We start from the raw sequence: 14,647 nt of genomic DNA, 5'->3' as shown, positions 1-14,647 counted from the left end.
GCCTTTCGATCGCCGACCCCATTCTCGGTCGTGACCGACAACCCGAGGAGAAGGACGATGACGAAACACACGATCGGAACACGTGAAGAGTGGCTGGCGGCGCGGATCGAGCTCAACGAGGCGGAGAAGGAGCTGACTCGCCGCAGCGACGCGCTGGCGCGGCGGCGCCAGGAGTTGCCCTGGGTGCGGATCGACAAGACGTATCGCTTCGAGACCGATGTCGGCAGCGCCTCGCTCGCGGAGCTTTTCCGCGGGCGCTCGCAGCTCCTCGTGTATCACTTCATGTTCGGGCCCGACTATACGGCCGGATGCATGTCATGCTCGTCGATTGCCGACGGCTTCGACGGCATCGCCGTCCACCTGGAGAACCACGACGTCGCACTATGGGCGGTGTCGCGGGCACCGCTTCCCAAGCTGCAGGCCTACAAGCAGCGGATGGGCTGGACGTTTCCCTGGGCGTCCTCTGCCGGCAGCGACTTCAACTTCGATTTCAACGTCGCATTCACCGCGGCGCAACAGCGCGAGGGCATCGTCGAGTACAACTACCGCCGCGCCGGCCATGCGATGGACATCACGCCGGCCCCGGAAGCTGTCGTCCAGTTCGCAGCGGCATCCGGCACCGACGCGCCCACCTATTCGCTCGACCGGCCGGGCCTGAGTGCGTTCGTGCGCGAGGACGGCGCCGTCTACCACACCTATTCGACCTTCGCGCGCGGGCTGGACGGCCTGTGGGGCATGTACCAGTGGCTCGACCGCGCGCCCAAGGGCCGCAACGAGACCGGACCGTGGTTCCGCCGTCACGACGAATACGGCAAGCCCTGAGCGAGGTCGTCACCATCTTCATGGCCTGTAACACGGCGCAATGACCCGTAACGCACGGCAATGATTTGTCATTTCACCGCGGCAGCCGTCTCGCCGACGCTGCTGCGGTGGGATCGGCAATCGTTCTGTTCTCCGTCTTCGCGGCGACCGTGGGAAACGCGACCGTCTTCGCGACCCTGGGTTTGTTCGGCCGCGGCATCGGATTGTCCGAGATCGAGGTCGGGGCGATCTTCGCGTCGTCGGCGCTGCTGTTCTTCCTGACGTCATCGCATTGGGGACGGTTGTCGGACAGGATCGGCCGGATGCCAGTGATGGTCGCAGGGCTCTCCGGGACGGCGGTGTCCCTGTTCCTGTTCGCTGGCCTGTATTGGGCGAGCTGGTCCGGGGCCTTGATCGGACTTCTGGTGGCGCGGGTGATCTACGGCCTGCTTGCGGGTGGCATACAGCCGGCGGCGATCGCCATCATGGCCGACACCACGACCGCCGAAGAGCGGACGGCCGCAGTCGCGCTGGTCGGCGCGGCCGTGGGCGTCGGCAGCATCGCGGGCCCGATCCTGGCCGCCGCGCTGATCGGCTTCGGGCTCGCGGTGCCCGTGGCCGCCGCCGGCGCCGTCATCGCACTGGCCGCTGTTGCGACGGTCTTCGGCCTGCGTGACGGCCGCCAGCGGCCGGCAGCAGCCTCTGCCACCGTGCCATCCGCCGATGGCCTCAGGCCCTATCTGGTGCTGGCCTTTGCGATGGTCCTGGGCTTCGGCGCGCTGCAGCCAACGACCGCCTTCTATGTCCAGGACCGCTTCCACCTCGACACCGCGGTGGCCATTCGAAACACAAGCCTCGCCTCGGCCTCATTCGCCGCCGGTTCGTTCATCGTGCAGGCGTTCCTCGTTCGAGCCTTGGCCCTTCGATCCCGCGCCTTGCTGAGGTTCGGTCTCGCGATCTGCCTGCTTGGCATCGGTGGCGGCGTGCTTGCGCCAGCCTCAGGTTGGTTGATCGCGGCCTTCGCCGTGCTCGGCACCGGTTACGGGCTGGCACAATCGGGCCTGACCGCCGCGGCATCGGTGATCGGCGGCGCGCACCGGCAGGGCCACGTCGCGGGTCGCCTGCAGGCCGCCATGTCCGCCGCCTGGATCGTGGGCGCGCTGGGCGGTGCTGCGCTTTACGCTTTCTCGATCAAAGGGCCGCTGTTGCTGGCGGCGGCCGGCATGGCGTTCGCCTTGGCCCAGATCCGCCGATGAATCTGGTCCTGGCCCTCCGCGAGGAAGACGACCTTCACGGCGCCTTCCGCCAGGATGGTGGCGGATGTGCGAAACGATTCGCCCCATACCGGATCGTCGAATTCGGGACGCGGCGTGGCTACGGTCTTCACGCCGGTCTGGACGATCGCCCGGGCGCAGTCGGTGCAGGGAAAATACGTCGACACCAGCATGGCGCCGTCGGTGGCGAGCCCGCGCCGTGCGGCCTCGAAGATCGCGGTTCGCTCGGCATGTTCGAGCCAGATGAAACGATTGTCGCCGACGACGCGCTCCGGGAGGTCTCTGACGCCGGGCGGGAAGGTGTTGCAGCCGGCGATCTCCGTGCTCCGATCGGCCGTCACCAGCACCGCCCCGACCTTGCGGATCTCGTTCGGGCTCCCGGTGGCGGCGGCGACTGCCTGCTCGAGCAGCCGGTCGACGATCTCCTGCATGTCAGGCCTCCCAGGCGATCGGATAGCGCGTGAAGCCGCGGAACCGGGCGCGGCCACCGCGCTCATAGGCGCCGTCGCGCGCGATTCCGTCGAGTCGCGCCACCAGCCGGCCGATCGCGATCGTGCCTTCGAGCCGCGCCAGCACCGAGCCGAGGCATATGTGGACGCCCGCGCCGAAAGCGAAATGGCGGTTGGGCTCGCGCGCGGCGTCGAAGCGGTCGGGTGTGGGGAACTGTGCCGGATCGCGGTTGGCCGCGCCGATGCCGATATGGATGTAGGTGCCGGCGGGCAGTGTCTCGCCGCCGATCTCCATCGCCTCGGCCAGCCGGCGGTTGCCGAGCTGATTCGAGCTCTCGAAACGCAGGCCCTCCTCGACGCAACTCCTGATCAGGCTCGGGTCGGCCTTGAGCCGCGCGAGCTGGTCGGGAAAGCGCAGCAGCGCATCGACCGTGTTGCCGATCAGGTTGGTCGTCGTCTCGTGGCCGGCGTTCAGCAGGAAGATGCAGTTCTGGACCAGCTCGTCGTGGCCGAGCCGCTCGCCGTCCACCGTGCCGTGGATCAGCGTTCCCAGAATGTCGTGATCGTCGGCGGGCCGTCTGGCGCGCTCCGTGACCAGCGTGTCGAGATAGGCGGAGAATTCCGAAACCGCCGCATTGCCCGCCGCCTGCCGCTCCGGGCCGGCGACCGGCTCCAGCGCACCCAGTATGGCGAGCGAATAGCGGCGGAATGGCGCACGGTCGCCCGGCGGCACGCCCAGCATGTCGCAGATCACCTCGACGGGCAGGCGGAAGGCGAAGTCCTCGACCAGGTCCATGCGGCGGGTGCCGGCGTGGCGCTCGATCAGGCCGTCGACGATGGCTTCGATGCGCGGCCGCATCGCGGCGAGCGCTCGCGGCGTGAAGGCGGCGGCCAGCAGCTTGCGGACCCGCGTGTGCAGTGGGGGGTCGTTGAACACCAGGCTGGTCGTGTGATGGCGATAGAGCGGCGTGCCGATCCCGAACTTCGGGCCGAACTCGGCCTTCTTGTCCGAGCGCATTCGCGCATCGTGATAGCAAACTGCGACATCGGCATAGCGCGACAGGAACACGCTGCCGTCGGGCAGGCGCTTCACGGGCGCGAAGCGGCGCAGCGCGTGATAGTGCGGGAAGGGATTCTCCAGGAAAGCGGGCTCGAGCGCCGCCAGATCGAAGCGTTCGGCGAAGGTGCGCGCCTCATCCTCCGGCAGCTCGATCAGGCCATCGCTCATCGGAGCGCTCCACTCATGGGAGACAGGCGCTCATGCTCTTCCGGACCGCGAGCGTCCCGCTCGCTCATGCCCATGAGCGAGCGGGACGCTCGCGGTCCGGAAGACGATGATCCTCGTCAAAACTGATCTTCCGTCAGAGCGAACACCGTGCGGCCAGCTGCCTTGAGCGGCCCGAGTTGGGCCAGTGCCGGCGGCAGGATGACCTCGGCGTAGAAGCGTGCCGTGATCAGCTTGGCCTCGAGGAAGGCGGGGTCGCCGTCGCGCGTGGCGAGCTTGCTCTGGGCCGCCAGCGCACTGCGGGCCAGCAGCCAGCCGCCCAGCGCCGTGCCCGCCAGCCGCAGGAACGGCACCGAGCCCGCCAGCGCGTTCGCCAGCTCGCCCTTCACCGATTGCGCGACCCATCGGGTGGCGTCTTCCAGCGCATCGGCCGCCGCAGCCACGCCCGCCCGGATCGCGGCAAGGTCATCGCCCGGCGCGGCTTTCATCTCCTCCGCCGTGGCGCGCATTTCCGTCACCAGCCCGAGCATCGTCTCGCCGCCGTCCTTGGCGACCTTGCGGCCGACGAGGTCGCGCGCCTGGATGCCGTTGGTGCCCTCGTAGATCGGCAGGATACGCGCGTCGCGCAGGTGCTGGGCGGCGCCGGTCTCCTCGATGAAACCCATGCCGCCATGGATCTGCACGCCGGTCGAGGCGATCTCGTTGCCGAGGTCGGTGAACCACGCCTTCACGATCGGGATCAGCAGATCGACCCGATCCTGTGTCTTGCGCGCCGCTGCCTTGTCGGGATGGCGCAGCGCGCCGTCGATGCCGGCAGCGGTGTAGTAGCCCAGCGCGCGCATTGCCTCGATCTGGGAACGCATGCTCATCAGCATGCGGCGGACGTCGGCATGGTGGACGATCGACACCGGCTGCGGCTGCGGGCTGCCGTCGTCCTTGGACTGCACGCGGCTCCTGGCGAACTCGGCGGCCTGCTGGTAGGCGCGCTCGGCGATTGCCAGCCCCTGGATACCGACCGACAGGCGGGCGTTGTTCATCATCGTGAACATGTAGGACAGGCCGCGGCCTTCCTCGCCCACCAGATAGCCGACGGCGCCGCCGTCGTCGCCGAAGCTCATGACGCAGGTCGGGCTGGCATGGATGCCGAGCTTGTGCTCGAGCGAGACGCAGCGCAGGTCGTTGCGCCTGCCCGGCTTGCCGTCGGCGCCGGCCAGGAATTTCGGCACGATGAACAGCGAGATGCCGCGCACACCGGCCGGTGCGTCGGGCGTGCGCGCCAGCACCAGGTGCACGATGTTCTCGGTGAGATCGTGCTCGCCGTAGGTGATGAAGATCTTCTGGCCGGTGACGAGGTAGTGGTCGCCGCTCTTCACCGCGCGGCTCTTGAGCTGGCCGAGATCGGAGCCTGCCTGCGGCTCGGTCAGGTTCATCGTCCCGGTCCATTCGCCCGAGATCATCTTGGGCAGGTAGGTCGCCTTCTGCTCGGCCGAGCCGTGGTGGTGGATCGCGTCGATCGCGCCCTGGTTCAGCAGCAGCACCAGGCCGAAGCCCATGTTGGCCGACTGCCACATCTCCTGAACGGTGGCGGCGATGAGCCACGGCATGCCCTGGCCGCCGAATTCCGGGTCGAAGGGCAGGGCGTTCCAGCCGCCGTCGACGAATTCCTTGTAGATGCCGGTGAAACCCGGCGCCGTGCGCACCACCCCGTTCTCCAGCCTGGCGCCGACCTTGTCGCCGTCGCGGTTGAGCGGGGCGAGGCCGTTGCCGGCGAGCTTGGCGGCTTCCTCGAGCACGGCGTCGACGAGATCGTCGGTCGCATGCTCGTAGCCCGGCAACGCGGCGACGGTTCCGAGCCCGGCCACTTCGCGCAGGGCGAAACGCATGTCGGCGAGCGGGGCAGTGTAAGTCATGTCAATCCTCCGGGGCCGCACTATGCCGCGCGTGGTCGCCTTCGGCCACCCGGTCGGCTAGTCTCTGCGCCATGACCGATACAGTTCTGCTCACGATCGACGGCCCTCGCGCCACCATCACCCTCAACGATCCCGCCAAGCACAATCGCCTGGATACGGCAGGATTGGGCAAGCTGCGCGAGGCGATCGAGAAAGCCGATGCCGATCCCGACGTGCGCGTCACGGTCCTCACGGGCACGGGCGAGAAGACCTTCTGCTCGGGCTACGACCTGGGCTCGATCCCGGCGGGCAAGGAGGCGCGCCCCTCGTCGGAAACTCACAAGGACAGTTTCGAGACGGTGATGGACCGGCTCGAAGCGATGCGCATGCCGACACTGTGTGCGCTGAACGGCGGCGTCTACGGCGGCGCGACCGACATGGCGCTGGCGTGCGATTTCCGTCTTGGCGTGAAGGGCATGCGCTTTTTCATGCCCGCGGCGCGCTTTGGCCTGCACTACTATCCGGGCGGCCTGCGCCGCTACACCCAGAAGGTCAGCCCGAGCTTCGCCAAGCGAGCGTTCCTCCTGTCCGAGGATTTCACCGACGAAGCGCTGTTGCGAGTCGGCTATCTCGACTGGCTCGTCGACCGTTCGGAGTTCGCCGCGAAGGTCGACGAAACCGCCGCCAAGCTCGCCGGCCTGGCGCCGCTCTCCATGGCCAACATGAAGCGCGCTATCGAGCAGTTCGCCCAGGCCGAGCCCGACATTCCCCGGATCCGCGACGGCATCCGCGAATGCCAGACCTCGGAGGACCTGCGCGAGGGCCTGACCGCCCTGCGCGAGAAGCGTGTCCCGGCCTTCAAGGGGCGTTGAGGCCGAAAAGGTAGAAGCCGATCTCCTCTCTTCCTGCCTCCCCCGCTTGCGGGGGAGGTGGCGCCGTCATACGGCGACGGAGGGGGCGTGACGCACCATCTCCGCCGCCGTCCCCCTCCGTCGGCGATTACGCCGCCACCTCCCCTGATGACGGGGGAGGGAAGTTCTTGGCGCCAGCCATTCCGAACAAGGGCGCGGGAGCGCGATCGGGCCGCTAGACTGTCGCCATGCAGCGTCGCCTCGCCGCCATCGTCCACGCCGACCTCGCGGGCTTCGCCCGGCTGATGGAGGGTGCTGAATCCCGCACTTTCCGCAATCTGAAGACGGCCCAGATCGACGTCTGGCGGCCGGCCATCGAAGCGGGCGGTGGCCGTCTCGTAGGCACCGCCGGCGATGCGCTGCTCGCCGAGTTCAACTCGGCCGTGGCGGCGGTGAGCTCTGCAATCGATATCCAGGAACGGATGGCCCTGTTCAACGAGTCCCTGGACGACGCGCAGCGCATGCTCTTTCGCATCGGCGTGCATCTCGGCGAAGTGATCGTCGACGAAGAAGACCAGAACATCTTCGGTGACGGCGTCAACCTTGCCGCCCGCATCCAGGGCATCGCCGAGCCGGGCGGCATCGCGGTATCGCGCGCCGTACGCGACATGACCGAGCTTCGGCTCGACTATGCCTTCATCGATGGCGGCGAGCATCGGCTGAAGAACGTGAGCCGGCCGATCCATGTTTTCCATGTGCGGCAGGCTGCACGCGCTGCTGCTACGACGGCGCAATCGACACCGCAGGTGAAGCTGCGCGTCGAAGGCGCCGACTCATCAGGTGTGCCATATGCGTTCGACGTTTCCCTGGACAGGCTCGCCTCATCGTCCAGCGGCATGGTGATCGGCCGTGCCGCGGGTCACTGTGAACTGATCGTGTCCCATGCCACGGTCTCGCGGCGCCATGCGCGCCTGATGCTGGCCGGCGAGGCGTTGCAGATCGAGGATCTCGGATCGACCAACGGCACGTCGGTCAACGGTAAGCCCGTACCCGCCGGAATGTGCCTACCGCTGCAGGTCGGCGGGCGCCTGCGCCTGGGCGACGTGGAATTGTCGATCCGGCAGATCTAGGAAATGCAGCTCCGACGACCGACATAGACCTGGCGAGCGGCGGGCTCGCGGCATCGATACCGGGCTGCTAGACTCACTCGTCGTGCGGGTCGGAAAAGAGGAAAACATGACGGTCAACGTAAAGGCACGCGCCCTGCGCGAGCAGCTGGCTAAGGGCGAATTCATCCTGGCGCCGGGCATCTATGACGGCATCTCGGCGCGGGTCGCCGACAAGATGGGCTTTCCCGCACTCTACATGACCGGTTACGGCGCCACGGCGTCGATGCTCGGCCTGCCCGACGCCGGCCTGGCCACCTATTCGGACATGGTCGGACGGGCCGAGATGATCTGCGCGGTGATCGACACGCCGCTGATGGCCGACGCCGACACGGGCTACGGCGGGTTGCTGAACGTGCAGCGCACCGTGCGGGGCTATGAGGCGGCGGGTGTCGCGGCGATCCAGATCGAGGACCAGGAGATGCCGAAGAAGTGCGGCCATACGCCGGGTCGCCGGGTCGTGCCGGCCGAGGACATGGTGCTGAAGCTCAAGGTCGCCTGTGAGGCGCGCCGCGACGAAGCGACCCTCATCATCGCCCGGACCGATGCGCGCACCGCGCTCGGGTTGGACGAGGCGCTGCGCCGCGCCAAGCTGTACGAGCAGGCCGGCGCCGACATCATCTTCGTCGAATCGCCGGAGAGCGAGGCGGAGCTCGAGCAGATCGGCCGCGAGATCGAGAAGCCCCTGCTCGCCAACATGGTCGAGTTCGGCAAGACGCCGCGCGCCGAGGTTGCCAAGCTGAAGAAGTGGGGCTTCGATGTCGCGATCTATCCGGGGCTCGGTTTCAGCGTTGCCGCCGAGGCGATGCGCCAGGCCTGGGAGTTCCTCAAGGACAAGGGCACGAGCAGCGGCGTTGCCGTGCCGCAATACCGTGACATGCATTCTCTGATGGGATTCTCGGAGGTCTGGGACTTCGAGAAGAAGTGGGCGCAGTGAACGGCCGGCCGAACTTCTTCGAACTGATTGCCCGCCTGCCACCCCGAGTGTGGCTGCAGGCGGCGCTCGGGCTGATCGGCTTTGCCGTGCTGGCCGTGCTGGGCTTTGCCGTGATCGCCGGCTTCGTGGCCGTCGTGCTGGTGATCCTCCTGCTGTACAGGCTGCGGGCTTGGGTCGGCCGCCTGTTCGGCGGCCCTTCTGCGTCAGGACCGCCGGCGCATACCGATCAGCGCGCCGACGATCACAAGGTGACGGATGTGACTTACGAAATCGTCGACCGTCGGGACGACAAGCGTCCGTAAGCCGCTTCAATCCGCGTGCTGCCTGGCAAAGGCGGCGACCTCGGCGTGCGTGGCGAACCACACGTTTCCTTTCGACTTCGCGTGCCGGATCAGCTCCTCGACGATCCAGATGCGTGAGCGATACCCGATGAGGCGGAAAGAGACGACTCGAGGGGAGCTAAACGCGGATCACCTTGCCGGGGTTCATGATGTTGTGCGGGTCGAGCGCGCGCTTGAGGGAGCGCATGACGTCGAGCTCGATCCGGCTGCGATAGTGGGTGAGCTCGTCGACCTTGATGCGGCCGATGCCGTGCTCGGCCGAGATCGAGCCGCCGTAGCTCGTCACGAGATCGTAGATCGCGCCGCTGATCGCCTCGCCGTGGTGCATGAACTGCGGCTTGCTCCAGCCCGGCGGCGACTGGCAGTTGAAATGGAGGTTGCCGTCGCCGACATGGCCGAACGGGACGGGCCGGCAGCCGGGCAGCACCTTGTTCATGACGGCGAGGCCTTCCGTCACGAAGTCCGGCAGCTTGCTGACCGATACCGAGATGTCGTGCTTGATCGATGGGCCTTCGCGCTTCTGCGACTCGGAGTGGTTTTCGCGCAAGCCCCAGAAGGCGCGTGCCTGCGCCTCGTTCTGGGCGACCACGGCGTCGAGCACGAGGCCCTTTTCCATCGCCTCGCCGAGATAGGCTTCCATCTTCTCGCGCAGGCCGCTTTGGTTCGCACCCACGCGCGGCGGCCGGCTCGACGACCATTCGAGCAGCACGTACCAGTCGTGCTTGTCCGCGAGCGGATCGAGGGCGCCCGGGATGTTCTTCAACACCAGCTCGATGCCCTGACGGCCCATCAGCTCGCACGAGGTGACGTTGTCTTCCGACGCGGCGTAGGCGCCGCTCAGCAGCTCGACGGCGGCCGCGGGGGAGGCGACGGCATTCCACGAGGTTGCCACGTCCTTGGGCTTGGGCCAGAGCTTCAGGATCGCCTTGGTGATGATGCCCAGCGTGCCCTCGGCACCGAGATAGAGGTCGCGCAGGTCGTAGCCGGTATTGTCCTTCTTGAGCGCCCGCATCCCGTTCCAGATGTCGCCGTTCGGCAGCACGACCTCGAGCCCCATGACAAGGTTACGCGCGTTGCCGTAATGCAGCACCTGCACGCCGCCGGCGTTGGTCGAGAGATTGCCGCCGATCGTGCAGCTTCCCTCGGCGCCGAGGCTGAGCGGAAACAACCGGTCGTGGTCCGACGCCGTTTCCTGGATCGTCTTCAGGATCACGCCGGCCTCGACGGTCATCGAGTAGCCGACCTTGTCGACCTCGAGGATGCGGTTCATGCGCGTCAGCGACAGGACGATCTCGAGTCCTTCCTCCTGCGGCGTGGCACCCCCCGACATGCCGGTGTTGCCGCCCTGCGGGCAGATCGCGACCTTCTCGGCCGCGCACAGCTTCACCACCTCGGAGACTTCCTCGGTCGTTGCCGGCCGCACGATCGCCAGCGCCGCGCCGAGATAGTTTTCGCGCCAGTCGGTCAGGTAGGGGTGCATCCCCTGCTTGTCGAGGACGAGCCCCTTGTCGCCGACGATGGCGCGCAGCTTTTCGACGAACGACATCAGTCACTCACTCCCTGTCATCTCAAGCGCTCCATGTCATCCCGAGCGCAGCGAGGGATCTTTGCTCATGGCTTTAAAGATCCCTCGCTGCGCTCGGGATGACACTGTTGCCGTTATCGGATGACACCGTTGCCGTCATGCGAGCCGCAGCACCTTGCCGGGATTCATGATGTTCTTGGGATCGAGCGCCCGCTTGATGGTGCGCATCGTGTCGAGCTCGATCCTGCTGCGGTAGTGCGCCAGCTCGTCGAGCTTCTCGATGCCGATGCCATGCTCGGCCGAGATCGAGCCCGCCATCGAGGTGATCAGGTCGTTGACCGCGCGCGTCACCGCCGGCGCGTATTGCTGAAGCGTCGCGCGATCCATGCCCTTCGGCGCGCCGAAGCCGAAATGCACGTTGCCGTCGCCGATGTGGCCCAGCGGATGCGGTCGCAGCCCGGGCAGGATGGCCAGCGCAGCCTTGATCCCCTTGTCGATGAACTCGGGGATCTTGGAGACCGACACCGAGATGTCGTAGCTGAGGCCCGGACCTTCGGCGCGGCCGGCTTCGGCCACGCCCTCGCGGATCTTCCACATGTTACGCGCCTGGCTCTCGCTCTGGCTGATCACCGCGTCGAGCACCCGGCCTGCTTCCATTTGCTCGCCGAGGAACTGCTCCATCTTCTCCGACATGCCCTCGGCGCCCTCGGCCTTGGGCCGCGACGACGACCACTGCATTAGCAGGTACCAGGGCGTGTCGGCCTTGAGCGGATCCTGAACGCCCGGGATATGGCGCAGCACCATCTCGGTCGCCTCGCGGCTCATCATCTCGCAGGATTCGACATTGTCCTCCGACGCCGAATGCGCCTCGGACAGGATCTCGATCGCCGCCTGCGGGTCGCGCACGGCGAGCCAGGCGGTGGCGACGTCCTTGGATGCCGGCCACAGCTTCAGCACTGCCTTCGTGATGATGCCGAGCGTGCCTTCGGCACCCATGAACAGGTGCTTGAGGTCGTAGCCGGTGTTGTCCTTCTTGAGCGAGCGCAGCCCGTTCCAGATGTCGCCGTTGGACAGCACGACCTCGAGGCCCATCACCAGGTTGCGCGCGTTGCCGTAGCGCAGCACCTGTACGCCGCCGGCGTTGGTCGAGAGGTTGCCGCCGATCTGGCATGAACCCTGTGCGCCGAGGCTGAGCGGGAAGAAGCGGTCATGCGCTGCCGCCGTCTCCTGCAGCGTCTGCAGGATGCAGCCGGATTCGACGGTCATCGAATAGCCGACCGGATCGACGCTCAGCACTTTGTTCATGCGACCGACCGAGAGGACGATGCCCTGGTGCGTCGGCCACGGCGTGGCGCCACCCATCAGGCCGGTGTTGCCAGCCTGCGGCACGATGGCGATGCCGTGCTCGTAGCAGAGCTTCACGACCCTGGAGGTTTCCTCGACGCTGGCCGGCCGCACGACGACCGATGCCGTACCCACCCGCGAGCGGCGCCAGTCGGTGACGAAAGGCTCCTTGCCCTGGTCGTCCGCGATCAGGCCCCTGTCGCCGACGATGGCGCGCAGGCTCTCCAGGATGGCGGGCGTCACCGGTGTCGTGGGAATGGTCGGCTGGATGATGTTATCGGGCATGTTTCCTCGCGTTTCCGGGAGTCTAGCCTTGTCGGCGTGACCCGTCATCCGTCGCTGCCCGGCGCAGCCGGTCGTTGATCGCAAGGCCCAGTCCTGTCTGCGGAATGGGCATGACGGCGATGCGGGCGATCTCCGGACGATCGAGCGCGCGGAGCTGGGCGAAGAGATTGGCGGCGGCCTCCGTGAGATCCCCGGAGGGGCTGAGATTGAGGGTCAGACGCGCGCCGGGCAGGGGACGCGGCCCGAACGCCAGCAGCCCCTCATCGGCTGCGATCTGGGCCGCCTCCAACCGTACCGGCCGGGACGGTGCATAGTGGCTGGCGAGCTGGCCGGGCGACTTGCGCGCGGCGTCGCCGGTCGGCAGCACGTGGCTGAGGGCGATCGGCCCGATCACCGCTTCGATCGCCTCGCGCGTTGCGCCGCCGGGACGCAGCAGCGTCGGCGTCTCACCCGTGAGATCGAGCACGGTGGATTCGACGCCTACGGTGCAAGGCCCGCCGTCGAGGATCAGCGATACGCGCGAGCCGAGCGATTCAGCGACATGCGCGGCGAGGGTCGGGCTAACGGCGCCGCTGCGGTTTGCCGACGGCGCTGCGATCGGGACACCGGCGGCACGCATCAGCTCCAGCGCCATCGGATGGTCCGGCGCGCGGATCGCCACGGAGTCGAGCCCGGCCGTCGTGAGCAGGGCGATGGTCGAGCCCCTCGAGCGCGGCATCACGAGCGTCAGTGGGCCTGGCCAGAATTTCGCGGCGAGCCGGTCGGCCGTCTCGTTCCACGCGACGAAGCGCTGTGCCTCTGCGGCGCCCGGCACGTGCGAGATCAGCGGATTGAAATGGGGGCGGCCCTTGGCCTCGAAGATCTTCGCGACGGCGCGCTCGTTGGTGGCGTCGGCTCCGAGCCCATAGACCGTCTCGGTCGGGAAGGCGACCAACTCGCCCGCCCGGATGAGCCGCGCGGCCTCGGCGAGGCTCATCGTGCCGCCTTGCTCCGGGCGATGAAATGCGGATTGCCGAAGCGCGGCTTGCCGTAGACGAGGGGCCGCTCGTCGGTGGTGACGACCTCGCCGCCGGCAGCCTCGAGCACGCCCTGGCCCGCCGCCGTGTCCCATTCGTTGGTCGGGCCGAAGCGCGGATAGATGTCGGCCTTGCCCTCGGCGATCAGGCAGAACTTCAGCGACGAGCCCGCCTGGACACGCTCGGCGACGGTAAGGCCGTTGTTGCGGAACCAGATATCGAGGTCGCTGTAGATCGCGGTCGAGCGGCTGGCGCAGGCGGTCAGCCCCGCCGCCGGCGGCGTGCGCACGGCGATCGCGGCGAAGGCGCCGCCGTTCTCGCTCTTGTCGGCGCCCAAGCCGTCGGCGCCGCGCCACAGCGTGTCGGGCACGGGCGCCAGCACGAGGCCGAGCGTCGGGCGGCCATCCTGGATGAGGGCTATGTTCACCGTGAACTCGCCATTCCTCTTGATGAATTCCTTGGTGCCGTCGAGCGGATCGACCAGCCAGAACGGGCGGCCCTTGAGCTCGGGCACGTGGCCTGCCGACATCTCCTCCTCGGCAACCACCGCGAGGTCCGGCGTCAGCTTGCGCAGTCCTGCGACGATGATCGCCTCGGCGGCGTGATCGGCGTCGGTGACCGGACTCTTGTCGGCCTTGGTGCGCTCGCCGAGATCGCCGGCATAGATGCGCATGATCTCGCGCGCGGCATCGCGGGCGAGGCCGGTGCAGGCGTCGCGCAGGGAGGAGAGGTCGGGAAGGGGCATGGACATTGGAGCGGCGACCTTATAGCCCAATCGACCATGGCAAACAGGCTTCTCGGCGTCATATCGGCCTTGCCCGAGGAATTCGCCCATCTCTCCGACCAGTCTGGCGCCGCGCACCGGATCGGCGGCCTGTCGTTCTGGCGCGGGCAGATTGCCGGCCGGGACGCCGTATTCGTCGAATCGGGGGCGGGCAAGGTCAATGCAGGCGTGGCCACGTCGCTGCTGCTCGACCGTTTCGATTGTCAGGCTCTGATGATGTGCGGGGTGGCGGGAGGGCTCGATCCGGCGCTCGGTGTTGGCGACGTGGTGATCGGCATCAGTCATGCCCAGCATGACTATGGCGTGCACAAGGAAGACGGATTCCTGACGATCCAGCCCGGCAGCCGGCCCTCGCTGGGTGACGATCCGACCCCCGGCTATCCCGAATCGGCGCCGCTTCTCGCTCGCCTGCGCGAGGCGGTGCAGGGGCTCGCGCTCGAGCCGTTGCCCGAGGCCGTGGGCGTCGGCCGGCGCCAGCCTGCGACCCATTTCGGCACGATCCTGACCGGCGACAGCTTCGTGAATTCCGACGCGCTGCGGGCACGCCTGCATCTCCAGTTCTCGGCGCAGGCCGTCGAAATGGAAGGCGGGGCGGTCGCCCAGGTGGCGCGGCGCTGGGGCGACATCCCGTTCGTCAACGTCCGCTGCCTGAGCGACCTCGCGAGCGCGCGAAGCCACCTCGACTTCCGCGCCTTCCTGCCGGTTGCCTCGCGCTATGCTTCGCAGGTCGCGCACCGGCTGGCGCCCGTGATCTGAGGCG

General features: G+C 67.6%; 14 protein-coding genes. 7 read left to right on the top strand and 7 right to left on the bottom strand.

Annotated features, from left to right (window positions below; genetic code table 11):
- Positions 1-57 precede the first annotated feature (57 nt).
- Together ACQY8M_RS32175 and ACQY8M_RS32170 are read left to right on the top strand one after the other, a co-directional pair.
- The gene (locus ACQY8M_RS32175) at positions 58-822 is read left to right on the top strand and encodes a DUF899 domain-containing protein (protein ID WP_428664909.1); all 765 of its coding nucleotides are present in this window, start codon (positions 58-60) and stop codon (positions 820-822) included.
- 65 nt (positions 823-887) lie between these two features.
- Complete coding sequence (locus ACQY8M_RS32170) at positions 888-2,057, top strand: MFS transporter (protein WP_428664907.1); 1,170 nt, start codon at positions 888-890, stop codon at positions 2,055-2,057.
- Here ACQY8M_RS32170 and ACQY8M_RS32165 read toward each other — a convergent pair.
- The 3 genes from ACQY8M_RS32165 to ACQY8M_RS32155 all read right to left on the bottom strand — a co-directional run bounded on the left by ACQY8M_RS32165 (position 1,979) and on the right by ACQY8M_RS32155 (position 5,659).
- Positions 1,979-2,506 carry a deaminase gene (locus ACQY8M_RS32165; protein ID WP_428664904.1) on the bottom strand — a complete coding sequence of 176 codons (528 nt, stop codon included), beginning with the start codon at positions 2,504-2,506 and terminating at the stop codon, positions 1,979-1,981. The two genes, ACQY8M_RS32170 and ACQY8M_RS32165, sit on opposite strands and share 79 nt — an antisense overlap.
- 1 nt (position 2,507) lies before the next feature.
- A complete protein-coding gene (locus ACQY8M_RS32160; RefSeq protein ID WP_428664901.1) occupies positions 2,508-3,752 on the bottom strand; it encodes a cytochrome P450 in 1,245 nt (414 codons plus the stop codon).
- A 116-nt stretch (positions 3,753-3,868) separates the two neighbouring features.
- Positions 3,869-5,659, bottom strand: coding sequence for an acyl-CoA dehydrogenase (locus ACQY8M_RS32155; protein WP_428664898.1), 1,791 nt, complete (start codon positions 5,657-5,659; stop codon positions 3,869-3,871).
- A gap of 71 nt (positions 5,660-5,730) precedes the next feature.
- Here ACQY8M_RS32155 and ACQY8M_RS32150 point away from each other — a divergent pair, with 71 nt between their 5' ends.
- The 4 genes from ACQY8M_RS32150 to ACQY8M_RS32135 all read left to right on the top strand — a co-directional run bounded on the left by ACQY8M_RS32150 (position 5,731) and on the right by ACQY8M_RS32135 (position 8,894).
- Positions 5,731-6,510, top strand: a complete 780-nt coding sequence (locus tag ACQY8M_RS32150; RefSeq protein WP_428664895.1) for an enoyl-CoA hydratase/isomerase family protein — start codon at positions 5,731-5,733, stop codon at positions 6,508-6,510.
- Positions 6,511-6,737: 227 nt separating this feature from the next.
- The gene (locus tag ACQY8M_RS32145; RefSeq protein WP_428664893.1) at positions 6,738-7,619 is read left to right on the top strand and encodes an FHA domain-containing protein; all 882 of its coding nucleotides are present in this window, start codon (positions 6,738-6,740) and stop codon (positions 7,617-7,619) included.
- A 106-nt stretch (positions 7,620-7,725) separates the two neighbouring features.
- A complete protein-coding gene (locus tag ACQY8M_RS32140) occupies positions 7,726-8,592 on the top strand; it encodes an isocitrate lyase/PEP mutase family protein (RefSeq protein WP_428664890.1) in 867 nt (288 codons plus the stop codon).
- Complete coding sequence (locus ACQY8M_RS32135; RefSeq protein ID WP_428664887.1) at positions 8,580-8,894, top strand: hypothetical protein; 315 nt, start codon at positions 8,580-8,582, stop codon at positions 8,892-8,894. The genes ACQY8M_RS32140 and ACQY8M_RS32135 overlap by 13 nt, the downstream gene beginning before the upstream one ends.
- Before the next feature lie 157 nt (positions 8,895-9,051).
- Here the strand turns inward: ACQY8M_RS32135 and ACQY8M_RS32130 are convergent, their stop codons facing one another.
- The 4 genes from ACQY8M_RS32130 to cysQ all read right to left on the bottom strand — a co-directional run bounded on the left by ACQY8M_RS32130 (position 9,052) and on the right by cysQ (position 13,854).
- Entirely contained in the window at positions 9,052-10,479 is a 1,428-nt protein-coding gene (locus ACQY8M_RS32130) for an FAD-binding oxidoreductase (protein WP_428664884.1), read from the bottom strand.
- A 135-nt stretch (positions 10,480-10,614) separates the two neighbouring features.
- Positions 10,615-12,087: an FAD-binding oxidoreductase gene (locus tag ACQY8M_RS32125; RefSeq protein ID WP_428664881.1), complete on the bottom strand. Its 1,473-nt coding sequence runs from the start codon at positions 12,085-12,087 to the stop codon at positions 10,615-10,617.
- Positions 12,088-12,109: 22 nt separating this feature from the next.
- Positions 12,110-13,063, bottom strand: coding sequence for an L-threonylcarbamoyladenylate synthase (locus tag ACQY8M_RS32120; protein ID WP_428664878.1), 954 nt, complete (start codon positions 13,061-13,063; stop codon positions 12,110-12,112).
- Positions 13,060-13,854: a 3'(2'),5'-bisphosphate nucleotidase CysQ gene (gene cysQ / locus ACQY8M_RS32115; protein ID WP_428664876.1), complete on the bottom strand. Its 795-nt coding sequence runs from the start codon at positions 13,852-13,854 to the stop codon at positions 13,060-13,062. Before cysQ ends, ACQY8M_RS32120 begins: the two co-directional genes overlap by 4 nt.
- A gap of 30 nt (positions 13,855-13,884) precedes the next feature.
- Between cysQ and ACQY8M_RS32110 the strand changes: the two genes are divergently transcribed.
- Positions 13,885-14,643, top strand: a complete 759-nt coding sequence (locus ACQY8M_RS32110) for a 5'-methylthioadenosine/S-adenosylhomocysteine nucleosidase (RefSeq protein WP_428664873.1) — start codon at positions 13,885-13,887, stop codon at positions 14,641-14,643.
- Positions 14,644-14,647 lie beyond the last annotated feature (4 nt).

It is taken from the genome of Reyranella sp. (assembly GCF_965279465.1).
Lineage (GTDB): Bacteria > Pseudomonadota > Alphaproteobacteria > Reyranellales > Reyranellaceae > Reyranella.
Note: the sequence above shows the minus strand (reverse complement) of the source record. Positions and strands in the feature narration are given on the sequence as shown.